The 22,824-nt window shown below is 64.6% G+C and carries 23 protein-coding genes; 6 read left to right on the top strand and 17 right to left on the bottom strand.

The features are described from left to right. Window positions 1-14: 14 nt before the first annotated feature. Both flgL and B9N43_RS08940 read left to right on the top strand, forming a co-directional pair. Window positions 15-2,123: a flagellar hook-associated protein FlgL gene (gene flgL, locus B9N43_RS08945; RefSeq protein ID WP_145841921.1), complete on the top strand. Its 2,109-nt coding sequence runs from the start codon at window positions 15-17 to the stop codon at window positions 2,121-2,123. Between the two features lie 65 nt (window positions 2,124-2,188). After that, window positions 2,189-2,587, top strand: a complete 399-nt coding sequence (locus B9N43_RS08940; protein WP_145841920.1) for a hypothetical protein — start codon at window positions 2,189-2,191, stop codon at window positions 2,585-2,587. A gap of 199 nt (window positions 2,588-2,786) precedes the next feature. Here the strand turns inward: B9N43_RS08940 and fliR are convergent, their stop codons facing one another. The 13 genes from fliR to fliF all read right to left on the bottom strand — a co-directional run bounded on the left by fliR (window position 2,787) and on the right by fliF (window position 13,714). After that, entirely contained in the window at window positions 2,787-3,569 is a 783-nt protein-coding gene (gene fliR / locus B9N43_RS08935) for a flagellar biosynthetic protein FliR (protein ID WP_145841919.1), read from the bottom strand. A gap of 204 nt (window positions 3,570-3,773) precedes the next feature. After that, a complete protein-coding gene (gene fliQ / locus B9N43_RS08930; RefSeq protein WP_145841918.1) occupies window positions 3,774-4,043 on the bottom strand; it encodes a flagellar biosynthesis protein FliQ in 270 nt (89 codons plus the stop codon). Window positions 4,044-4,075: 32 nt separating this feature from the next. Then, the gene (gene fliP, locus B9N43_RS08925) at window positions 4,076-4,807 is read right to left on the bottom strand and encodes a flagellar type III secretion system pore protein FliP (protein ID WP_145841917.1); all 732 of its coding nucleotides are present in this window, start codon (window positions 4,805-4,807) and stop codon (window positions 4,076-4,078) included. Beyond that, on the bottom strand, window positions 4,797-5,159 hold the full coding sequence (gene fliO, locus B9N43_RS08920; protein ID WP_186453762.1) for a flagellar biosynthetic protein FliO: 363 nt from the start codon (window positions 5,157-5,159) through the stop codon (window positions 4,797-4,799). Before fliO ends, fliP begins: the two co-directional genes overlap by 11 nt. A gap of 140 nt (window positions 5,160-5,299) precedes the next feature. After that, window positions 5,300-5,719, bottom strand: a complete 420-nt coding sequence (gene fliN / locus B9N43_RS08915) for a flagellar motor switch protein FliN (protein WP_145841915.1) — start codon at window positions 5,717-5,719, stop codon at window positions 5,300-5,302. Window positions 5,720-5,732: 13 nt separating this feature from the next. Continuing rightward, window positions 5,733-6,716 carry a flagellar motor switch protein FliM gene (fliM, locus tag B9N43_RS08910; RefSeq protein ID WP_145841914.1) on the bottom strand — a complete coding sequence of 328 codons (984 nt, stop codon included), beginning with the start codon at window positions 6,714-6,716 and terminating at the stop codon, window positions 5,733-5,735. Continuing rightward, on the bottom strand, window positions 6,713-7,273 hold the full coding sequence (locus tag B9N43_RS08905; protein ID WP_145841913.1) for a flagellar basal body-associated FliL family protein: 561 nt from the start codon (window positions 7,271-7,273) through the stop codon (window positions 6,713-6,715). Before B9N43_RS08905 ends, fliM begins: the two co-directional genes overlap by 4 nt. Window positions 7,274-7,306: 33 nt before the next feature. Then, window positions 7,307-8,368, bottom strand: coding sequence for a flagellar hook-length control protein FliK (locus B9N43_RS08900; protein ID WP_186453761.1), 1,062 nt, complete (start codon window positions 8,366-8,368; stop codon window positions 7,307-7,309). 142 nt (window positions 8,369-8,510) lie between these two features. Next, on the bottom strand, window positions 8,511-8,966 hold the full coding sequence (gene fliJ, locus B9N43_RS08895) for a flagellar export protein FliJ (RefSeq protein ID WP_145841911.1): 456 nt from the start codon (window positions 8,964-8,966) through the stop codon (window positions 8,511-8,513). 41 nt (window positions 8,967-9,007) lie between these two features. Then, window positions 9,008-10,396 (bottom strand): flagellar protein export ATPase FliI, encoded by a 1,389-nt coding sequence (gene fliI, locus B9N43_RS08890; protein WP_145841910.1) that lies wholly within the window; start codon window positions 10,394-10,396, stop codon window positions 9,008-9,010. Continuing rightward, complete coding sequence (locus B9N43_RS08885; protein WP_145841909.1) at window positions 10,393-11,085, bottom strand: flagellar assembly protein FliH; 693 nt, start codon at window positions 11,083-11,085, stop codon at window positions 10,393-10,395. The genes fliI and B9N43_RS08885 overlap by 4 nt, the downstream gene beginning before the upstream one ends. 12 nt (window positions 11,086-11,097) lie before the next feature. Continuing rightward, entirely contained in the window at window positions 11,098-12,102 is a 1,005-nt protein-coding gene (gene fliG / locus B9N43_RS08880; protein WP_145841908.1) for a flagellar motor switch protein FliG, read from the bottom strand. Next, window positions 12,083-13,714 carry a flagellar basal-body MS-ring/collar protein FliF gene (fliF, locus tag B9N43_RS08875; protein WP_145841907.1) on the bottom strand — a complete coding sequence of 544 codons (1,632 nt, stop codon included), beginning with the start codon at window positions 13,712-13,714 and terminating at the stop codon, window positions 12,083-12,085. Before fliF ends, fliG begins: the two co-directional genes overlap by 20 nt. Before the next feature lie 161 nt (window positions 13,715-13,875). On the opposite strand from fliF, the gene B9N43_RS08870 reads away from it, so the two are divergent. The 4 genes from B9N43_RS08870 (at window position 13,876) to B9N43_RS08855 (ending at window position 18,270) form a co-directional block, all read left to right on the top strand. Further along, window positions 13,876-15,021 (top strand): sensor histidine kinase, encoded by a 1,146-nt coding sequence (locus tag B9N43_RS08870; RefSeq protein ID WP_145841906.1) that lies wholly within the window; start codon window positions 13,876-13,878, stop codon window positions 15,019-15,021. Between the two features lie 103 nt (window positions 15,022-15,124). Beyond that, on the top strand, window positions 15,125-16,486 hold the full coding sequence (locus tag B9N43_RS08865) for a sigma-54-dependent transcriptional regulator (protein WP_145841905.1): 1,362 nt from the start codon (window positions 15,125-15,127) through the stop codon (window positions 16,484-16,486). Between the two features lie 56 nt (window positions 16,487-16,542). Then, entirely contained in the window at window positions 16,543-16,869 is a 327-nt protein-coding gene (gene fliE, locus B9N43_RS08860; RefSeq protein WP_222428694.1) for a flagellar hook-basal body complex protein FliE, read from the top strand. 108 nt (window positions 16,870-16,977) lie between these two features. Continuing rightward, a complete protein-coding gene (locus B9N43_RS08855) occupies window positions 16,978-18,270 on the top strand; it encodes a bacteriohemerythrin (protein WP_145841904.1) in 1,293 nt (430 codons plus the stop codon). A gap of 279 nt (window positions 18,271-18,549) precedes the next feature. Here the strand turns inward: B9N43_RS08855 and B9N43_RS08850 are convergent, their stop codons facing one another. From B9N43_RS08850 to B9N43_RS08835, 4 genes are all read right to left on the bottom strand, one after another. Beyond that, a complete protein-coding gene (locus B9N43_RS08850) occupies window positions 18,550-19,590 on the bottom strand; it encodes a virulence RhuM family protein (RefSeq protein ID WP_145841903.1) in 1,041 nt (346 codons plus the stop codon). 142 nt (window positions 19,591-19,732) lie between these two features. Further along, complete coding sequence (parC, locus tag B9N43_RS08845; protein WP_145841902.1) at window positions 19,733-22,063, bottom strand: DNA topoisomerase IV subunit A; 2,331 nt, start codon at window positions 22,061-22,063, stop codon at window positions 19,733-19,735. A 71-nt stretch (window positions 22,064-22,134) separates the two neighbouring features. Beyond that, a complete protein-coding gene (locus tag B9N43_RS08840; protein ID WP_145841901.1) occupies window positions 22,135-22,509 on the bottom strand; it encodes a type II toxin-antitoxin system VapC family toxin in 375 nt (124 codons plus the stop codon). A gap of 20 nt (window positions 22,510-22,529) precedes the next feature. After that, window positions 22,530-22,778, bottom strand: a complete 249-nt coding sequence (locus B9N43_RS08835; RefSeq protein WP_145841900.1) for a type II toxin-antitoxin system Phd/YefM family antitoxin — start codon at window positions 22,776-22,778, stop codon at window positions 22,530-22,532. Window positions 22,779-22,824: the final 46 nt, after the last annotated feature.

Genomic DNA, 22,824 nt, shown 5'->3' with positions numbered 1-22,824 from the left:
ACAAGGAGTTCGTCATGCGCGTCAGCACCGGCATGATTTTCGACAGCGGCGTCAACAGCATCCAGCAACGCACCAGTTCCTTGTTGCGCACCCAGCAACAGGTGTCCAGCGGCCGGCGCATCCTGACACCCTCCGACGACCCGGTGGCGGCGGCGCGTGCGCTGGAAGTCACCCAGTCCAAGGAAATCAACGCCCAGTACGTCACAGCCCAGGGCAATGCCAAAAGCGCCCTGGGCCTCATGGACGGACAGTTGTCCTCAACCACCGATCTGCTGGTGCGGATTCGCGAACTGACCGTTCAGGCAGGGAACGCCACGCTTTCCGCCGCCGACCGCAAGAGCATCGCCACGGAATTGCGTTCCCGCTTCGATGAGCTGGTGGCGCTGGCCAACAGCACCGATGGCACCGGTCAATACGTGTTCTCCGGCTATCAGGGCAGCAACAAGCCTTTTGCCGGCAGCGTCGACAGCGGCGTGAACTATATCGGCGACGATGGACTGCGGACCTTGCGCGTGTCCGGCTCCAGGAATCTGCCGATCAGCCAGTCGGGCAATGATGTGTTCATGCGCATTTCGAACGGCAACGGCACTTTCGTCACCGGTCTGCCGACGGAGCGGCCATCGAACATCCACAGCGTCGGCATCGATGCGGGCACCATCACCAGCCCGACGGACTGGGCCACCGCGCCGAACAGCATCGAGGTGCGCTTCTGGGTGGATGCCGCGGGTTCCATCGGCGCGGCGGGGGCGACCTATTACGATCTGGTCGACGCCGGAACCGGCGACTCGTTGTTTACGGGCAGCCCGTCTGCTACCGGTGCGACTGGAAGCTACACCCATGCCTACACCAGCGGTGCGCCGATCGCGTTCTCCGGCTTGGCGGCCGCCTACAATCCGCCGAGCAACGACTTCGGCGCTTCGGTGACCGTCACCGGCAATCCCGCCGATGGCGATAAATTTTCCATCGACAATGTCAGCGGCGGCCTAAAGACATCGCCGCCCACGATCACCCATGCCAACGCGGTCATCGACCAAGGCGTGGTCACCGATCCGGTGAAATGGAGTACGGCCGGCAACAGCCAGAACCTGGAGGTGCGTTTCTGGGTGGATGCCGCGGGTTCCATCGGCGCGGCGGGGGCGACCTATTACGATCTGGTCGATACGACCACGAACAAGTCGCTATTTACCGGCGCCCCGTCCGCCACCGGTGCGACTGGAAGCTACACCCACGCCTACACCAGTGGTACGCCGATTTCCTTTTCTTCCGCTGCGCCACCAGCTTTCGATTTCGGCGCTTCGGTGACCGTCACCGGCAATCCCGCCAGCGGCGACGCCTTCACCATCAAGGCCGGCACCGACCCTCAAGGCAACGGCACCTTCGTCACCGCACCGAAGATGGTGGCGGCGGAGAACATGGGCAGCGGCATCATCGGCGCCGGGGAGGTGCTCGATGCGGCCAAATGGAACAGCCCCTACAACAGCAAACAGCTGGAGGTGCGGTTCTGGAAGGATCCGGCAGACCTCAGCCCCAATGCGCCGGTCTATTACGATCTGGTGGATACCCGGACCGAGCGCTCCCTGTTCACCGACACGGCATCGACCAGTGGCGGCAGCGGCAACACCTACACCCACGTGTTCAAGAGCGGCGATCCGGTGGCATTTTCCAATCTGGCCGCTCCCTACAAGGACTTCGGGGTTTCGGTGACGATCCAGGGCACGCCGGCCAGCGGCGATGCGTTCAGCCTGAAGAACAGCACGACGCAGAGCGTGTTCGACACGCTGGCGGATCTGATCAAGGCCATCGAGGGACCGGCGGCGCCGGCCGGCGGGACGGGCAACGCAAGTCTGCAGAACAAGCTGGGTTTTGTCCTGACCAACCTTTCCAAGATCGAGGACAACATTTCACGAGTGCGTGCCGGCATCGGTACGCAACTGGCGGAAGTCGAGGACCTGGGGAACGTGTCCGGAAGCCTCGATCTGCAATATGCAAGTACGCTGTCCAATCTGCAGGATCTGGATTACGCCAAGGCCATCACCGATCTGACGCGGATGCAGGTCGAACTGCAGGCCGCACAGCAGTCCTTCATGAAGATTTCCGGGATGTCCTTGTTCAATTACCTGTGATGAGCGGACTCATGAGAGAGAGGCGACAGGCCACGAGTTCGAGATTCGCAAGATCGTATCTGCTTGTGGCGATCCTGCTGCTGCCCGCTCTGGTCGGCTGCAAGAGCGTGATGGACAAGCAGATCGATGTCAGCTCCAAGCTGGCCTTGACCGGCGAGCAGATCGTCTACTGGGCCGGGGTGGCGGCGATCGCCTATTCGGTGGTCGATCCCGCGGCACCCAACTGGGAGATCCAGGAAGCCAAGTTCCCCGAGGACCGCTATCTCCTGTCGCTGAAAATGAAGCGCTATTACACGGGCGGCGCGGGAGAAGCCCGTGCCGTGTTCCAGCGCCGCGCCCGCGAACTGATGCAGACGGGCGGCTTTTCCGAGTTCCAGATCCTGGAGTACCGCGAGGGCCTGGACTCCAGCGCCATCGGCTCCCAACGCACCGCCGAAGGCGTGGTCGCGATGGTGAAGAAATAGTACCCCTGCAAAATTGCCCTCCCCGGAGGATCGCGAAGCAAGGGAATACCGAAAAAGCTTTTCCGCCGCGCCGCCGCAAGGAAAAGCGGCACGCGGCGAAGCCGCAATCTATCGGTACCCCCACGAAGCGCCCCCAAACACCCGAGCGCAGCGAGCCATATCGAACCCCCCGGAGGGGGGCGAAGGGGGGCGAGCCTAGCTACATGCCGGCTCGCATCACCTGACCGAGAGCGGAGAAGCTCTGGGCGTAAAGCCGCTCCAGGGCGGCGCCCATATAGGGCAGGGAAAGCGTCAGCACCGTGAAGCCGGCCATGATGGTGACCGGAAAGCCCACCGCGAACAGGTTCAACGTCGGGGCGACCCGGGAAAGCACGCCCAGGGCCAGGTTGGCGATCGTCAGTGCCGAGATCAAGGGCAGCGCCAGCAGCACGCCGGCGGCGAACAGGGTGGCCGCCCAGGTCAGCATCGCCCCCAGGCCCTTGACGGCGAAAAACTGGGTGGATACCGGAAACAGGTTGAAGCTTTCCGCCAGGGCCGAGAGCGTCAGCAAATGGCCATTCATGGCCAGGAAGATCAATGTCGCGAGCAGACTGATGAACTCGGTCACCACCGGCGTCTGGCCGGCGCTCATGGGATCGTAGAACATCGCGAAGGACAGGCCCATTTGCAGGCCGATCAGTTCGCCGGCCATGTCGATGGCGGCGAAAATCAGCCGCAGGGTAAAGCCCATGACGATGCCGATCAGGGTCTGCTGCGCGAGGACGGCCAGACCGATCCAGGAACCGACGGGAACCGCCGGCATCGGCGGCAGCGCCGAGACCAGCGCCAGGGCGATGGACAACCCCAGGATCAGCCGGATGCGCATGCTCAGCGCCCTGTTCTGGAAGACTGGCGCGGTGGCGACCAGGCCAAGGATGCGCGCCAGCGGGAACATGAACAGCGTCAGCCAGGCATCCAACTGGGTGCTGGTGACCTGGATCACGACGTTCCTGCCACGAAAAATCGGGCTTTCCCGCCACGCCCCTCCCACCCGGAGGGGGTGAAGAGGAAGAATCCGAAGAGGGGCGAACCTGGCAGAGCTTTTCCGCCGGGGCGCCTTTCCCACGAAGGGGAAAAGCGGCACGCGGCGCTAGCCGCAACGCATCGGTGCCGCCACGAAGTGCCCCCAAACATCCGAGCGTCCACCTCAGCCGATCAGCACCGGGATGGACTCGAACAGGCGCCGCATGTAGTCGGTGAGGACGGTGATCATCCAGGGGCCGGCGATCAGCAGGGTGAGGAAGATCACCAGCAGTTTGGGGACGAAGGACAGGGTCGATTCGTTGATCTGGGTGGCCGCCTGGAAAATGCTGACCAGCAGGCCGGTGGCCAGCGCGGCGATGAACAGCGGGGCGGCGATCAGCAAGGTGATCTCCATGGCCTGCCGGCCGATGGCTACGACGGTGGTGGGTGTCATGGGCGCTCCAGGGAGGTCTGCATGGAGGGAGGCTAGCCGAAGCTCTGCACCAGCGAGGCGATCAACAGGTTCCAGCCGTCCACCAGCACGAAGAGCATGATCTTGAAGGGCAGGGAGACGATGACGGGCGACATCATCATCATACCCATCGACATCAGGACCGAAGCCACGACCATGTCGATGATCAGAAAGGGAATGAAAATGATGAAGCCGATCTGGAAGGCGGTCTTCAACTCGGAGGTGACGAAGGCCGGGATCAGGACCCGCATCGGCACCTGCTCGGCGGTGGCCGGCTTGGGCTGCTTGGCGATCTTGGTGAACATCGCCAGATCGGCTTCCCGCACCTGTTTCAGCATGAAGCCGCGCAGCGGAACCGCGCCCCGGTCCAGGGCCTCGGAAAAACTGATCTTGTTTTCGGCCAGCGGCTGGTAGGCGTCCGTATAGATCTTTTCGGCGACGGGCGCCATGATGAAAAACGTGAGGAACAGCGCCAGGCCGACCAGCACCTGATTCGGCGGCGAGGTCTGGGTGCCCAGCGCGTGACGGAGCAGGGAAAAAACGATGATGATGCGGGTGAAGCTGGTCATCATCAGCAGCATGGCCGGCAGGAAGGTCAGGCCGGTCATCAACAGCAGCGTCTGGATCGACAGCGACCATTGGGTGCCGCCGCCCGGAGCCGGCGTGCTGGTGATGGCGGGCAGGGCCTGGGCAAGTCCCACGGCCGGCAGCAGCAGGAGCAGGGGTAGCAGTTTCTTAATGCGCATTGCCGCGATCGAGCAGGGATTTCAGTTTGGCGGCGAACTCCGGCAGATGCGGTTCGTTGGCCAGTTCGCGCCGGGGAAGCTCGTGCAGGACGGTGACGCGGCCGGGCGCCACGCCGAGGACCAGCCACTTTTCTTCGATTTCGACGATCACCACCCGTTCCCTCGGCCCGACGCCGATGGCGGAGACGACCTTGAGCAGCTGTCCCGCCACGCCGTGAGGCGTGGATATCCGTTTCAGCAGCCAGAGCGACCCGATCAGCAGCACCAGCACCAGTCCGAATCCGAGGGCCATTTGCAGCAACCCGCTACCCAGCTCGGGAGAGGCCGGGGCGCTCTGAGCCAGGGCGTTCATGGGAAGGACGGCAAGCAGCGGAACAGGAAGGGCGGCAAGAGAGCGCATGGGCGACAGCCTTGGGGTGACCGCGCAAGCATAGACCGCCGGCGCTCGCCCGGCAGTCCAATCAGCAGTGAAAAGGCGAGGCTTATTTCTCGTTAGCGATGCAGTTTCTTCATCCGCTCCGCCGGTGTGATCACGTCGGTCAGGCGAATGCCGAACTTGTCGTTGACGACCACGACTTCCCCCTGGGCGATCAGGGTGCCATTGACCAGCACGTCGAGGGGTTCCCCGGCCATGCCGTCGAGTTCGACGACGGAGCCGTGCGCCAGTTGCAGCAGGTTGCGGATCGGGATCTTGGTGCACCCCAGTTCCACGGTGAGCTGGACGGGAATGTCCAGAATCATGTCGAAGCCCTGCGCCACCGCGGCCTTGTCATCCCCGCCGGAGAACTGCTCGAAGGCCGCCGGCTGGACCGCGGCGGCGGCCTGCGACTCGACGGCGGACTGCTCACCCATGGCGGCGGCCCAGTCGTCATCCGACACCTGTTCCTCTTCGATCTGATCGGATTCGCTCATCATCAAACTCCTATTATTGCATTTCTGCTTCCGATCGAGCCTGGAATTCCTCGACCTTCAGCGCGTACTGTCCGTTCTGTACCCCGTAGCGGCCGGTCAGTACCGGAACGTCGTCCACCAGGGCCTGGACCCGCTCGGGGATATCGATCGGAATCACGTCACCGACCTTGAGCTTGAGTATCTCGCCCAGTGTGATCTGGGCCTTGCCGATACTCACCGTCAGTTTCACCTCCACCTGGCGCGCCTGGCGCGTGAGCATGGCGGTCCACCGCTGGTCCGAACCGGCCTGCTCGCTGTGCATGGTGCTGTAGAGCACGTCGCGGATCGGCTCGATCATCGAATAGGGCATGCAGATGTGCATTTCGGCGGAGTTCCCCGAGAACTCCAGGGTATAGGTGGTGGCGACGACGATTTCCGACGGGGTGGCGATATTGGCGAACTGGGTGTTCATCTCCGAGCGCACATACTCGAACTTGATCGGGAATACCGGTTGCCAGGCCTTGGCGTACTCGCTGAACACCACGTTCAGCAGCCCCTGGATGATGCGCTGCTCGGTGGCGGTGAAATCCCGGCCTTCCACCCGCGTGTGAAAACGGCCGTCACCGCCGAACATGTTGTCCACCACCAGGAACACCAGGTTCGGGTCGAAGATCATCAGGCCGGTTCCTCGCAACGGCTTGGCCTGGATCAGATTGAGGTTGGTCGGCACCACCAGGTTGCGGATGAATTCGCTGTATTTCTGCACCCGGATCGGGTTGACCGAAATCTCGATGCCGCGGTGCATGTAGTTGAACATGCCGATGCGCAGATTGCGGGCGAAGCGTTCGTTGATGAGTTCCAGCGTGGGCATGCGCCCGCGCACGATGCGCTCCTGGCGGCCCAGGTCATAGTTCTTGATGCCGCCTTGCGCCTCCTCGGCCGGCGCCTCGTCGACCTCGCCGGTGACGCCCTTGAGCAGGGCGTCGACTTCTTCCTGGGAAAGGAAGTCCTGGCTCATTGAATGATGAAACTGCTGAACAGGACAGCGCTCACCGGGCCTTGCGCAGCGCCACCCTTGCCTGTTTTTTTCGCGGAAGAACCGATGACGCCGTTGACGGTGGTGCGTATTTCCTCCGCCAGCGCGTCCTTGCCCTCGAGGCTGGCCAACTGCGAAGCCTTCTTGCTGGAGAGCAGGCGCAAAATGCCATTGCGTATTTCCGGCATGTACTGCTTGATGCTCTCGCCGTCGAGCGGATCGGCCACTTTCAGCTCGACCACCGTCTGCACGTATTGGCCGGATTGGTGGGTTGCCGGATCATCGCTGGCCAGGTTGGTGGTGAATGTTTCCAGCTTCACATAGGTGGGCGGCAGGTTATTGTCCGCCTTTTTCGAGCTGTGGCTGGTTTCGGCCGCCTCTTCCTCCCCGCCGTCCTCGGCCGGTTTCTTCTTCAGCACCAGAAACGCGCCCACGCCGCCAGCCAGCACCACGACCAGGGCACCGATGATGATGAACAGCAGGAGTTTCTTGCTCTTGGGGGCGGGCGCCGCGCCATCGGTATTTTTTTCTTCAGCCATCGTTGATCCTCTGCGACAAGTGCTCGTTGGACGTTAGGCGAAGGTGTTCACCAGGCCAACTCCACCCGTTTGCCAGCCGGACGCGGCGGATGCTGATGGGATCAGACCGGGCACGAAATCCCGCTCTTCCCGCCTCTGCTGGTGGCGCGGATTATCGCCTGATTCGCGGCCATCGGGTTGGTGGCCGGGGGAGTCCGACCCGACATGCGCCTGATCCAGCCTGACGCCGGCGTCGGCCAGGACTTCCCGGAGGCGCGGCAGCGCCCCTTCCAGGGCGTCCCGCACGGCCGGGTTGGCCGAGACGAAGACCGCATTGGCCTGATCGCCGTTCACCGTGATGGAGACTTCGATCCGCCCCATATGCGGCGGGTTGAGCACCAGTTCGGCGCGGCTTTCGTTTCGGTTGGACATCCAGACCAGTTTGTCTCCCAGTTCATCGTTCCAGGCGGTCGTGCCCACCGGGCTGTCGATGCGCGTCGGGGCGGCGGGCGATGGTGACGATGCCGCCTTGGTCATGCCCTGGGCGTGCTGCGCCGCGACCAGCAACTCCTGGAATTGACCGGAGCCGCTTCCCTCGGTGCCGGTTTTGCCGGCATTTCCATCCGTCTGCGCCTCGACCGCCTGAGCGTCGGCAACAATTGCCGTTGCCGCGGCGGATCGGCCATGTTCTGCCATCGTCAGCGTGCCCCGCGGCGCGGAGGCATTCGTTTGATCTCCGCGGTCCTGCAACTGGCCATCATGGGAGGGGCCGATTTGGACCGGAACCATCGCGGGTAGCGCCGTGGAGGCGGCCGACGGGTCGGCGAGCAAGGTCGTCCGGGGCTCTGTTTGGGCTTCCGTGGCCCCGTCGGTACCGGGTTTTGCTCCGCCATTCGATATGGCGTTCCCCTGTAAAAGCAGAAGACCGGCAATCATCGTGCCCGGATCGATCGGAGATTCCCGTCCGGTGGTGTCGGGCGCCGCTTTGTCGGCCAGCAAGGCCTGCAGCGTGTTCAGATCGGCTTGCGGACTGGTGGCCGACGTGGCGGAAGCCAGGCGCGCCTGGAGCAGGGCGGCGAAGGGCAGCTCCGGCGCGGCGTTGTCATTGCCGGCCATCGCGGCTGTGCCGCTATTGGGAGCGATCGTGCCGACGATGTTGGCGCTGGGCGTGGCGAGTAATTCAGGCATGGCGGGGGCCCTGAAAAGGCAAGATATCAGCGCCCTTGATGCAAGCGGCGTGCCATGTGACTCGGGAGGATCAGTTCTCGTGCGGGGATTCCGGGTTTTCCGGTCGCCGCGCCGCGTGCTCATCCTGGGCTTTCTGGTCTCGGCGCTGCTCGGCATGGCGCAGCCGATCCACATGGCGCTCGGCCAGGGTGTCGTAGGCCTTGACCTGTCCCCGCTTGTGGAGCCATTCCTTCTGTCCGGCGGCGGTTCGCTGGCGGGACAGGTCGACTCCCAGGCGGGCCTGGTCGATGGCGGCGTCGAGTCGGTCCAGGAAGGATTGATAATTGCGCCACTGGTCGCGCCCCAGCCCGTTTTGCGCCGCCGCCATGAAGCGGCTCTGATATTCCGCGCGATATTGGGCCAGTATTTCCAGGCGCTGGTTGGCTTCCTGTTCGCCGGCGATCAGTTCTCCCAACTGGCGCGTGGCATCGTCCAGCCGCATCTGGGAGAGATCCAACAGGGTTTGCAGGGGGAAGCGCGTGCTCATGGGATGTTTTTCTTGGCCGCTGGACAGCCAGCCCAGCCTGATCAGGAGAATAATCCTTGCAAGGCCGACAGGCTAGCGCGGTAATCCGCGCGCTCGCCGACCCCCTGCTGCAGGAAGGCCTCCAGCCGGGGGTAGAGCGCGATGGCCCGGTCCAGGAGCGGGTCGGAGCCGGCGGCATAGGCGCCCACCGCGAGGAGGTCGCGCGCGCGCTGGTAGCGGGAATAGAGCTGCTTGAACTGCCGCACCTGGCCCAGGTGGTTGTCGTCGATCAGGTTGGTCATGGCCCGGGAAATGGATTGCTCGATGTCGATCGCCGGATAGTGGCCCGCGTCCGCCAGGCTGCGGTTGAGCACGATGTGGCCGTCGAGGATGGCGCGCGCCGAGTCGGCGATGGGGTCCTGCTGGTCGTCCCCTTCCGCCAGCACGGTGTAGAACGCGGTCACCGAGCCGCCCCCTTCGGGGCCGTTGCCGGCCCGCTCCACCAGGGCCGGCAGGCGCGCGAAGACCGACGGCGGGTAGCCGCGGGTGACCGGCGGCTCGCCGATGGCCAGCGCGATCTCCCGCTGGGCCATGGCGTAGCGGGTGAGGGAATCCATGATCAGCAGCACCTGTCGTCCCTGGTCGCGGAAGTGCTCGGCGATGGTGGTGGCGTAGGCCGCGCCCTGCAGGCGCAGCAGGGGACTGACGTCGGCGGGGGCCGCCACCACCACGGAGCGGGCCAGGCCGTCCGCGCCCAGGTTCTGCTCGATGAATTCCTTGACCTCGCGGCCCCGCTCGCCGATCAGTCCAACCACGATCACCTCGGCCTCGGTGTAGCGGGCCATCATTCCCAGCAGCACGCTCTTGCCCACGCCGGAGCCGGCGAAGAGGCCCAGGCGCTGCCCGCGGCCGACGGTGAGCAGGGCGTTGATGGCGCGGATACCGACGTCCATGCTGTGGCGGATGGGCTCCCGTTGCAGCGGGTTCAGCGGCCGGCTGGCGAGCGACCGCGAGTCGCGGTTCTCCAGCGGGCCCAGGGCATCGAGCGGACGGCCCGCGGCATCCACCACCCGGCCCAGCAGCTTGTCGCCGACCGGAAGGTGCTTGGCACGATCGCGCATCCGGCGCTGGGGCGGCAGGGGATGCCCGATCCGGGGCGCGACGCAGGGCGGCTCCTCGGCCGTCACCAGCGCCCCCGGCGCCAGTCCGAAGACGTCCTCGGTCGGCATCATGAACAGCCGTTCGCCATTGAAGCCGACCACTTCGGCCTCCACCTTGCCCATGCCCGGCGCCTGGATGTGGCAGCTCGACCCCAGCGGCAGCCGGAGCCCGGCGGCTTCCATGACCAGTCCGTTGATCCGGGTCAGGCGACCGGCGGTGATGAAGGGCGTGCTCTGGGCCACGTGCTCCCGGCACTGGGCCAGGTACTCGCCCAGCACCTTCGGGTTCATGGTTGCTTCTCCACCCAGGGGACATCGTGTCCCAGGGTTTCGATCACCCGCCGCCAGCGGGTCGCCAGGGTGCCATCCACGTGGGCGCCGGCGGCCTCCAGGACGACGTCGCCACGCTGCAGCTTCGGGTCCTCGTGGATGCGGTGTCCGGCATGGCTGAGCTGTTCGCCCGCATAGGTACGCACCAGGGAGGCATCCTCCGGATGCAGGTAGATGTTGGCGTGTTGATGCGGCAGATGGCCCAGCGCCTCGCGCACCACCGCCACGATGGTTTCCGGGGTGATGGCGATCGTCTGGCGCAACACTTCCCGCGCGATCTCCAGCGCGAGGCCCGCCAGTTCTTCGCCGACGGCTTCGTCCAATCCCGCCAGGGCCTGGTCGAGTTTGGCCGCCACCGTCAGCAATTGCGCCGCCGCCTGGCGGCCGGCCGCCTCGCCCGCCTGTTGGCCCGCCTGCCGGCCAATCGCCATGCCCTCGGCCCGGCCCGCTTCCATGCCCTCCTTGTGTCCAGCCTGGAACGCCTCCTGGTGGATGCGTTCGATTTCCTCGGCGGTCGGCAGCTTGGGTTGCGGCGTCGCGGGCGGCGGTGGCGATACGGGCTTCGCTTTCGGGGGCGCGGAGCTGCCGCTCTCGTCGAAACTGGCGAGCTCCCAGCGTTCCCAGGCCGTCTGCGAGTTCTTGGTATTCATGACCGGTCAGCGTCAGACGAACTGATCTTCGCCGCCGCCGCTCAGGACCAACTGCCCTTCGTCCGCCAGGCGACGGGCGATCTTGAGGATTTCCTTCTGCTCGCCCTCGACCTCGGACAGGCGGACCGGCCCCTTGGACTCCAGATCCTCGCGCAGCATTTCGGCGGCCCGCTGGGACATGTTCTTGAAGATCTTTTCCCGCAATTCCGGCGATGCGCCCTTGAGGGCGATGATGAGCGAGTCGGACTGGACTTCGCGCAGCAGCAGCTGCACGCCCCGGTCGTCGAGGTCGAGCAGGTTTTCGAAGACGAACATCTCGTCGAGGATTTTCTGGGCCAGGTCCGGGTCGTACTCGCGCACATTATCGACAATGGCGGTTTCGGCCTGCTGCCCCACGAAGTTCAGGATCTCGGCGGCGTGGCGGACGCCGCCGATCGCGGCCTTTTTCACATTGGACGCCGCGCCGGCCATCAGTTTCGTCAGCGCCTCGTTGAGCTCGCGCAACGCGGCGGGCTGGACGCCGTCGAGGGTGGCGATCCTCAGCAGCACGTCGTTGCGCAGCCGTTCGGTGAAGAGCTTGAGGATCTCGCCGGCGTGGTCGAACTCCAGATGGACCAGGATGGTCGCGATGATCTGCGGGTGCTCGTTGCGGATCAGGTCGGCCACCGTCGGTGCATCCATCCATTTCAGGCTCTCGATGCCGGCGGTGTCGCCCCCCTGGAGAATGCGGGCAATCAGGTTGGCCGCCTTGTCGTCGCCCAGGGCCTTGGTCAGCATCGCGCGGATGGCGGCCTCGTCCACGGCGACCGGCGCGCCATCCAGGGTTTCGGCATGCAGATCGTCCAGCACCGCCTCGATGCGGTGCCGAGACACCTGCTTGAGCGCGGCCATGGCGTGGCCGATTTTCTGCACCTCCTTGGGTGCCAGATTCTTCAGGACGGATGCAGCCTCATCCTCGCCCAGGGACAGCAGCAGGATCGCACTTTTTTCAATCCCCTCATCGGGACTCGCCGCCACTGATCCACTCCTTGATTACGTTTGCGATAGCCTTGGGATTCTCCCGCGCCATGTTGCGCGCATGATCCATCTTGGCGTCGAATGACCGCGGCGGACCATGATGGACGCCGCCCTCGGAAGCCAGTTCCTCTTGCAGTTCCTCATAGGCTTTGGGCAGCGGAATTTCGGAAAGCTTCCTGAACAGCGGTTTCAGCAGTCTAGTCCATACCAGGTAGGCGATCACGGCGGCGGCGAGATAGCGCGCCAGATCCTTCAGCGTGGCGATGAATCCCGGATCTTTCCAAAGGGGCGTCTGGGGCAGTGCGTTGGCCTCCTCGGCGCTGAAGGGCGCATTGGCGACATTCAGCGTATCGCCCCGTTCCTTGTCGAAGCCCATGGCTTCCCGCACCAGGTCGTTGATCTGGCGCATTTCGGCGTCGCTCAGGGCGACCGCCTTCGGTTTGCCGGCTTCCTTCCTTTGATTCACCACCACGGCGACGGAGAGGCGGCGGATAACGCCCGGCACGCCCTTGACGTGGCGAATCGTCTTGTCGAGTTCGTAATTGATCGTGGCGTTGCGGGAGAAGTTGGCGTTCGCCTGGCCCTGGCTGCCAGGCGCGGCGCCACCCGGCGGCGCCGGCGTGGTGATCGGCGCGGTGGCGGGAACCGGCGGCTGATTGCTGAGGGCGCCGGGAACGCCGACCGCCGGCGGCTGGCCGGTGCCGGACTCGTTGGTTTGCTGGCTGCGGATGGCGGTTTCGGGCGTGGGGTTGGGTTTGTAGGTTTCCGCCACCTGGTCGGTGTGGGAAAAGTCGACGTCGGCCGTCACCTGGGCGCGGACGTTGCCGCTGCCGACGATGGGCGCCAGGATGGCCTCGATGCGCTTGATGTAGCCCGCCTCCACTTCCCGCACGTATTTCAGCTGGGTGGGATCGAGGCCGGAATTGCGCAGGGAATCCGGTTGCTGGGAAATCAGGTTCCCATCCTGGTCCACCACGCTGACGCTGGACGGGTTGAGGTCGGGCACGCTGGCCGACACCAGGTGCACGATGCCCGCGATCTGAATGCCGTCCAGGCTGCGCCCTGGATGCAGATTGACCAGCACCGAGGCGGTGGGGCGTTGCTCGTCGCGCAGGAAGGCCGACTGCTTGGGGATGGCCAGATGGACCCGGGCGCCCTTGACCGAGGAGATGGTGGAAATGGTGCGTGCCAGTTCGCCCTCCAGGGCGCGCTGGTAATTGATCTGCTCCAGGAACACGCTGGCGCCCAGCTTCTGGTTCTCCATGACCTCGAAGCCGACCAGCCCGCCCTTGGGAATCCCCTGCGCCGCCATGCGCAGCCGGATGTCATGAACCTGATTCGAAGGCACCAGGATGGCGCCGCCGCCCTCGGAGAACCGATAAGGCACGTTCTGCTGCTGCAGGGTGGTGACGATCTGGCCGCCATCCTGTTCGCTCAGGTTGGAAAACAGCACGGCATATTCGGGCTGGCGAGCCCAGAGCCAGGCGCCGACGACCAGGGTCACGGCGATCGCCACGCCCACCATGGCGGCAATCTTGAGGCGCGTCGGCAACCGGTTGAAGGCGGCCAGGGAGAGGGGGAATTCCGCCGAAGCGGGACTTTCGTTTGCCATTCGCTGCTTGTGGTGGTGTCCTGATGTGCGGGCATTTTTGCCCATGCCGATTGTGTCGCCGCAAAGCAAGCGGAGTTCCAGCAATTAACGGCAATTATTGCCGCCTATTTGGGGGCGCTTTCGATTGTGGCGGGAGGGTGAATCTGCCATCATCGCCGGCCATGAGCCATCCAGAGAATTTGGCCGATTTGGCGGGATCGGGAGAACTGCGCAGCGCCGAAGCCGAGCGCCTGGCGGAAGCCTTTCGCCTGTTCAATCAGGTGTCCAGCGAGCTGTCCGGCGCCTATTCGCAGCTGCAGGGCCAGGTGGCGCAGCTCACCGAGCGCATGGCGCTGCTGCAGGACGCTCTTCCGGCCGGCGTGATCGTGGTGGATGGGAATGGCCTCGCGGTCCAGGCAAACCCGGCGGCCGGACGCCTGTTGGCCGGCAATGTCGAAGGGCTGAACTGGTCCGCGGTCGAGGCGCAGCGGCTGCATGAAAGCGATCTGCCCGGCGAATACTGGGTCATGCCGGCGCGCGAGCGGCGTTTGGCGATGACCGTCAGCGCCCTGGATTCCGCCGGTGGACGGATCGTCCTGCTGCACGACATCACCGAGGCCCACCGTCTCAAGACCCAGGCCGAGCGCAATGAGCGGCTGGCCGCCATGGGGGAAATGGCCGCCCAGCTCGCCCACCAATTGCGCACGCCGCTGGCCGCGGCGCTGCTCTACGCCGGCAACCTGGAAAATCCGGATCTGCCCGAGGCGACCCGGATTCCGATCGCCCAGAAGACCGTGGCCCGCTTGCGGGCCCTGGAGCGCCTGATCCGCGACATGCTGCTGTTCGCGCGGGGCGAGATCCTGGGGCGGGAGCCCATGACGGTGGCGGAACTGGTCCAGGACACGGTGCACACCATCGAACCGTTGGCGCGGCAGAGGGGCGTGGAGTTCGTGGTCGCGGATGAGGCGGGGGGGCTGGAGTTCACCGGCAATCGCAAGGAGTTGGCCGGGGCTCTGGCCAATCTTCTGGAAAATGCGCTCCACGCGGTATGCGCCGGCGGACGGGTGGAATTGACGACGCAGGGCCACGTCGATCGCATCGATTTCATCATTCGCGATAACGGCAAGGGCATGGCGCCCGAGGTGGTGGCCCGCGTGTTCGAACCCTTCTTCACCACCCGGGCCGAGGGCACCGGACTGGGCCTGGCGATCGCACGGGGCGTGGCCCGTGTCCATGGGGGCGGCATCGAGGTCAGCTCCCAGGCCGGGCAGGGAACCGAATTCGTGTTCAGCGTGGCGCGTCAGCAAGGCATGGAGCCGCGGCCGTGATTCGGCATTCCGGCCTTCCCTTTGACGAGACAGGCGTTGAAGTTCATGCGATGGCGCTGGTCCGCCGCGCCATCCGGCACGGCCTTGTGGTTGAATCGTGCCCATGAACAAGCTCAAGATACTGGTCGTCGAGGACGACGACGCGCTGCGCGATGCGCTTTCCATCACGCTGGAGGCGGCGGGGCACGCCGTCACCGGCGCCGCCGGAGGGCAGCCGGCCCTGGCGCAGATCGAGAGCCGCGACTTCCATATGGTGGTGTCCGATCTGCGCATGGCGCCGATGGACGGCCTGCAACTGCTGGGCGAGATCCGGCGCCGCCGGCCGAACCTGCCGGTGCTGCTGATGACCGCGTTCGGCGATGTGGACAAGGCGGTGGCCGCCATGCGCGGCGGCGCCTGCGATTTCATGTTGAAGCCCTTCGAGCCGCGCGATCTGCTGGCCCAGATCGAACGCTATGCCATCGCCCCGGCCGCCGAGGGCGTGGTGGCCGAGGACCCGCTGACCCGCGAGGTCCTGCTGCTGGCGGCACGGGTTGCCCGGACCGACGCGACGGTGATGCTGACCGGCGAATCGGGCACCGGCAAGGAAGTGTTCGCCCGCTACATCCATGACCAGTCGGCCCGCGCGGCGGGGCCTTTCGTCGCCATCAACTGCGCGGCGATTCCGGACAATCTGCTGGAAGCCACCCTGTTCGGTCATGAGAAGGGCGCCTTCACCGGCGCCCAGGCCGCCCAGGCCGGCAAATTCGAACAGGCCGACGGCGGCACGCTGCTGTTGGACGAAATCTCCGAAATGCCGCTGGCGCTTCAGGCCAAGCTGCTGCGGGTGCTCCAGGAGCGGGAAGTGGAGCGGGTTGGCGGCCGCAAGCCGGTGCCGATCGACATCCGGGTGCTGGCCACGTCGAACCGGGATATGGCGGAGGAGGTGCGCCAGCACCGGTTCCGCGAGGATTTGTACTACCGGCTGAACGTCTTTCCCCTGCACATTCCATCCCTGCGCGAACGGTCCGGCGACATCCTGCCCCTGGCGCGCCATTTCCTCGGGATTTACGGCGCCCGCAATGGGCGGCATGTGGCTCTGAGCCCGGGAGCGGCGGCAAAACTTGCCGCCCATGGCTGGCCGGGCAATGTGCGCGAACTCGAAAATGTCGTTCAGCGCGCGCTGATCCTGGCGTCCGGCGATACGGTCGAGGCCGACCATCTGCTGTTGGCGCGGCACTCGACGCCCCCTCCGTCCGTCATCGTCCCCGCCCAGCCGGCGCCCTTGGCCGTGGTCGCCGAGGAACGGATGGAGAGCATTTCCTCCTCAAATATGAAGGACTTGGAGCGCCAGCACATTCTCGACACCCTGTCCAAGGTGGGCGGCTCGCGCAAGAAGGCGGTGGAACTGCTGGGCATCTCCGAACGGACTTTGCGCTACAAACTGGCGCAGTATCGTGACGAGGGGCACATCGAAAATGAATGACGGGCACGTCGTTTGCTCTTAGAATCGGGACAGTTAACCAGACGGCCATTTCCGACATGTCCATCGACACGCGCAATATCGACGCCATGCTCGCCGAACTCAGGGCGGCATCCGCCCTGGCACAGGGCAAGCCGGCGGGCACCGCCCAGGAGACCGGCGGGCCGGACTTTTCCCAGGTGCTGAAGGGCGCCCTGGAGCAGGTCAACCAGGCCCAGCAGAGCGCCAAGACGATGACCGAGGATTTCGCCAGCGGCCAGAGCAACGTGAACCTTCAGGATGTCATGGTCAATCTGCAAAAGGCCAATCTTTCCTTTCAGCAGATGGTCCAGGTGCGAAACAAACTGGTTTCCGCCTACAACGACATCATGAACATGCCGGTCTGAGCGGCCGCCCCCACCCCTTGAGCAGCCGGTGTGAGAATTTCCTGCGCCATCTGATTCCGCTCCCCGCCAAGCCCCGGTCTGCCGGGGCTTGGCATTTATACTGCGACCATGTCCGCTGATAATCCGATACCGGCCACCTCCCGGATGCCCGAGCACGAAGCCGCCTACGGCCGCTTCGTGCCCCAGCAATTCCTGCAGCTGCTCGGGCGCCCCAGCATCGTCGATGTGGAACTGGGGGACCACGTCGAAAAGGAAATGACCCTGCTGTTCTCGGACATCCGGGACTTCACCTTGCTGTCCGAATCCATCCTGCCGGCCGAGAATTTCCGTTTCATCAATTCCTATCTGTCCACCATGGAGCCCGTGGTGAGCCGCAATCGCGGCATCATCGACAAGTACATCGGCGATGGCATCATGGCCTTGTTTCCCGGTTCCGCCGACGACGGCGTGCGCGCCGGCATCGACATGCTGCGGCGCCTCGTGATCTACAACCAGGGGCGCGCCCGTGCCGGCTACACGCCGATCCGGATCGGCATCGGCATCAACACCGGCCTGGTCATGATGGGGACCGTGGGCGGCCCCAGCCGCATGGACAGCACCGTGATCGGCGACTCGGTGAACCTGGCCTCCCGCCTTGAAGGGCTGACCAAGAACTATGGCACGCCGCTGATCATCAGCGACCACACCCTGCATTCGCTGCAGGACCCGGGCGCCTATTCGATCCGCTTTCTCGATCGGCTCTCGGTGCGGGGGCGCTATCAGGCGCAGTCCGTCTATGAAGTCTTCGACGCCGATCCCGAACCCCTCTGGCTGGCCAAGCAGGAAACCAAGGCGATGTTCGAGGAGGCGGTCGCTTTTTCCCATATGGGCCGCGCGGATCGAGCCCGGCCGCTGCTGGAGGAGTGCCTGCGCAACGCGCCCGACGACAAGACCGCGCGCAGCTATCTGAACCGCTGCGCCGATGCCGGCCAGGGCTCGGTCAAGAGTCGGATGCCCGATACCGCCTGGCGCGACGAATACTCGGTGCTGATCGAGGAAGTCGATGCCCAGCACAAGGAACTGCTGGCACGGGTCGCCGCGCTCTCCGAGCATGTGGCGCGCGGAGATGGCCCCATTGCCGAGGCCCTGCAGGGATTCGCCGATTTCACCCTGGAGCATTTCAGCACCGAGGAGAACCTGATGCGGCGCTACGGCTATCCCTTCATCCACGAGCACCTGCGCCAGCATCACGCCTTCCTGGTGGCCTACGAGCAGTTGCGCGCGGAAATCCTCGCCGCCGAGCGGGACCGGCTCTACCTGCTGTTCCGCATCCAGCTCCTGCTGGTGGATTGGCAGATCAATCACACCACCAAGAACGACTTCCACCTGGGCAACTTCCTGCTTCGCGCCGGGGTTGGGTAGCTGGCTCACCCCCCTCCGGGGGGGGGCGATACGGCTCGCTGCGCTCGAAGTTACGGGGAGCGCTGTGGCGGCACCGATAGGATGCGGCTTCGCCGCGTGCCGCTTTCCCCCTCGTGGGAAAGGCGGCCCGGCGGAAAAGCGCTGTCGGGGCAGCGCGTAAATGGGGCTTCGACAAATAGTGTGTCTTGGGCTGACTTGTAACGATTCCTGCTAAACGCTCCGCGTGTGTTTTGTCTCGACCAACACTGTGGGCGTTCTCGCCCTAAATATCCAAGTAGCTCATTTGTTATTGCCCTCATTGTCGCTGCTGATTTGTAGAAGCCGGTCGAAGTCAGACACGTACTGTTGATCTTGAATCAAGCGGTATTTCTCGAATTCGCTCTCGGCATACGCCTTGGCAATTTCCATTGATACCTTGCCAGCGTCCTGCAATGTGGCTCGGTCGGTCGCTTCAATGAATCGATTCAGGCGGGTTTCCCAATCCTGCATGGTCATTGGGATTTGGCGGATTGCCATGTCCTCGGCCACGTCCAGATAGGCAGACACCAAGCGCTGCAATTGAGCCATCTCGCCTTCGGAGAGATAGTTCTTGGCAACAGTCACATCGAATTTCTGAATCTTGCCGGTGGGCGCATCCTTCCAGGTGCTCAGGCCCATATTGTCTTTGGCAGCATCGGCACGGCTGTAGATCACTTCTGCCGCCGTCTGGCCATGAATGGCCCAGTGCAGTTTGTTTTGCACCGTGGCGAAGAAACGCTGGGTGGCCTGAGCCTTGCCGTCGTAGTCAAGCGCCGTAGCGTAGATGTCTGTGATCTTCTGGTAGAACTTGCGCTCAGACAGCCGGATTTCCCGGATACGCTGCAACTGTTCTTCAAAATACTGCTTGGTGAGCACTGATCCGTCGTTCTTCAGGCGCTCATCGTCCATCGCGAAACCCTTGATGGTGAAAGACTCAAGGATGGTGGTCGCCCATTTCCGGAACTGCACGGCACGTTCGGAATTGACCTTGTAGCCAACCGCGATAATGGCTTTCAGGCTGTAATGCTTGGTGTCGTAGCTCTTGCGGTCTGCGGCAGTTATCCGAAAATTTTGGATAACTGAATTTGCGTCCAATTCACTGTCAGCAAACACCGTTTTCAGGTGGTAGTTGATGGTTCTCACATCCACGTCGTAGAGCAGGGCCATCATCTTCTGGGTGAGCCACACGTTTTCATTTGCGTAGATGGCTTCGACACTCCCTTGTCCTCTGGCGGCGACAAAGGTCAGGTACTCCGCTGCCGATGAACGGACAATGCTGTTCTGTACGGATTTCTTTGTCATGCTTGAGCATCCCTTGCGATCTCGCGCATTTAAATCACCACCCGTTCGGGCTGAGTCCGTCGAAGCCCTGCCGGCCAAGCCCTTCGACAAACTTGTTCTGAGTCTCGCCGAAGGGCTCGGGGCGAGCGCCTCGTTCAAGCCCTCAATTCAAGCCGCCGGGCCGGATCTTCACTGGCGCCAGATGGCCCTTGCGGGCGCGCTGGCCGCGGAACGGGTCCAGATTGCGGCCCTCGATCACCGCCGTGCCGGGCTTGCCGCCCCGGCCGACGCCCTCGATGGTCAGGCTGTTGCCGAAATTCACGCAGACCGCCACCAGTTCGTCGGCCGGCTCCAGGTCCATGATCTTGTTGCCGCGGCCCTTGCTCATCTCCGGCATGTCCGCCAGGGGGAACAGCAGCAGGCGGCCGACGGCCGAGATCGCGCAGAGCGTGGCGCCCTCGGTGCGGGCCGGCTTCAGGGGCTTCTCGTTCTTGTCCAGGGAGAGGAAGGCCTTGCCGGCCTTGTTGCGCCCCACCAGGTCGCCCAGGCGGGCGACGAAGCCGTAGCCGCCGCTGCCGGCGAAGAGATGTTTGCTGTCGGGATCGGCGCTGACGGCCTGAGCGACCTTGCCGCCGTCCTGCAGGTCCACCAGAGTGGCGATGGGCACGCCGTCGCCCCGGCCGCCCGGCAGATCGGAGACCTTCACGCTGTAGGCGCGGCCGTTGCCGTCGATCAGCACCAGCGGCCAGACGGTGCGGGATTCGGCGACCAGGAAGGGGAAGTCGCCGGCCTTGTAGGAAATCGACTCGGGATCGATGCCGTGACCCTGGCGGGAGCGCACCCAGCCGTTCCTGGAGAGGATCACCGTCACCGGCTCGTCGGGCACCGAAACCTCGGCGGGGCCGGTGTAGGCCACCGCCTCGATCAGGGTGCGGCGCTCGTCGCCGTATTGTTTGGCGTCGTCGCCGATTTCCTTCAGGATCAGCCGCGTCATTTCGCTGCGCGAATCGAGGAGCTTTTGCAGACCGCCCCGCTCGTCGCGTAGGTCGCCCAGCTCCTTCTCGATCTTGATGCCTTCCAGCCGCGCCAGCTGGCGCAGGCGGATTTCCAGGATGTCCTCGGCCTGCACCGCGGTCAGGCCGAAATGGGCCATCAGCTCGGCCTTCGGCTCGTCGGACTCGCGGATCACCCGGATCACTTCCTCGATGCGCAGGAAGACCGTCATCCGCCCTTCCAGGATGTGGATGCGGCGCTCCACCTCGGCCAGGCGATGACGGCTGCGCCGCTCCACCGTGACGAAGCGGAAATCGATCCACTCGTGCAGCACCTGCAGCAGGTTCTTCTGCTGCGGCCGGCCATTGCGGCCGATCATGGTGAAGTTCAGCGAGGTGCTGGCCTCCAGGCTGGTGTGTGCCAGCAGCACGGCCATGAACTCGTCCTGGCCGATGCGGGAGGAGCGGGGCTCCAGCACGATGCGCACCGGCGCCTTATCGCTGGATTCGTCGCGCACCGTGTCGAGCACGCCGAGCACCACCTGCTTGAGGTTCTTCTGTTCCTGGCTGACGTCCTTCTTGCCGGCGCGCGGCTGCGGATTGGTCAGCGCCTCGATCTCCGACAGCACCTGGGCGGTGGAGACGCCGTGCGGCAATTCGGTGACGATCACCCGCCACTGGCCCCGCGCCAGATCCTCCACCCGCCAGCGCGCCCGCAGACGCAGCGAGCCGCGACCGCTGGCGTAGGCGTCGCGGATGTCGGACGGCGCCGAGATCAACTGCCCGCCGCCGGGGAAGTCCGGTCCCGGCAACACCGCCAGCACTTCCTCCAGCACCGCCTCGGGCTTCCTGATCAGCAGCCGCGCGGCCTCCGCCACTTCCCGCAGATTGTGCGAGGGAATCTCGGTGGCCATGCCCACGGCGATGCCGGAAGCCCCGTTCAGCAGCACGAAGGGCAGCCGCGCCGGCAGCAGCGTGGGCTCCTCGAAGGCGCCGTCGTAGTTGGGCGCGAAGTCCACCGTGCCGCGATCGATCTCGGCCAGCAGCAGCTCGGCGATCGGCGTCAGGCGGCACTCGGTGTAGCGCATCGCCGCCGCGCCGTCGCCGTCGCGCGAGCCGAAGTTGCCCTGGCCGTCGACCAGCGGATAGCGCAGGCTGAAATCCTGCGCCACCCGCACCATCGCGTCATAGACGCTGGAGTCGCCGTGAGGGTGGTATTTGCCGATCACGTCGCCGACCACCCGCGCCGACTTCACGTGCTTGGCGGTGGGCGACAGGCGCATCTCGTTCATCGCGTGCAGGATGCGCCGCTGCACCGGCTTCATGCCGTCCTCCACCTGCGGCAGGGCGCGGCTCTTCACCACGCTCATGGCGTAGGCGAGATAGGCGCGCTCGGCATAGGCGTCCAGCGGCAACGCGGAGCCGTCGTCGAACACCGGCGGGGCGGGGGGGGGAGGCACGGGTGTGTCTGCCGTAAAGAGGTCGGGGGTGTTGTCGGTCATTGGGGGTGGAGTGAGGCGTGTTGGAGATGGGAGCGGTAAGGCATGGGCTTACCCCGCTGCACACTTGCTCCTCATTTTGCGACGACCCACGTATCCGGCAAATAGTCCGCGAACAAGGCATCCGTCGTGACGATTTTGCAACCCTCGGCTCTGGCTTGGGCAAGCAGCAGCCGATCGAAGGGATCGCGGTGGAGCAGGGGCAGGTCTTTGATGGCCTCGGCATGGGCTGGGGTGACATTCAGCCAGGACAGTTGGGCAGTGTCGACTTCCGCTACCAGGCTTTCCGTTTCCAGCCGCAGTTTGCCGATGCTGACCTTGATCCAGATTTCCCAGATCGACACCGGGCTGACGTAGGCGCCGTCGGTCTGGATTTGCTCGACCACCGGCTCGGGGATCGAATCGCCGGCGAGCCAGGGAATCAGGATATTGGTGTCGAGCAGCAGCATCGGAGTGTCGGAGGTGCAGCTTACAAACCGCGCAGGACCGACGCTTCAAACAGGGCAGCGACTTCGGCATTGGTTTCCGGACTGTCCCAGTCCGGCGAGAGATGGATGCGACCGCGCATGCTGCCAGGGGGAGCGACCCTGGCCATGCGCAAGGGCACGATCTTGGCTACGGGCTTGCCGTCACGGGCCAGGATGACCTCCTCGCCACGCTCGGCGGCGGCGACGAGACGCGATAGGTTGTTCTTGGCTTCCAGCATGTTGGCGAGCATGGTCGATCGGCTCCGGCGGTATTGATTGGCTAAGGTTAGCCAATGA

Source organism: Denitratisoma sp. DHT3, from assembly GCF_007833355.1.
Classification (GTDB): Bacteria; Pseudomonadota; Gammaproteobacteria; order Burkholderiales; family Rhodocyclaceae; genus Denitratisoma.
This window is presented reverse-complemented; position numbering and strand designations above follow the sequence as displayed.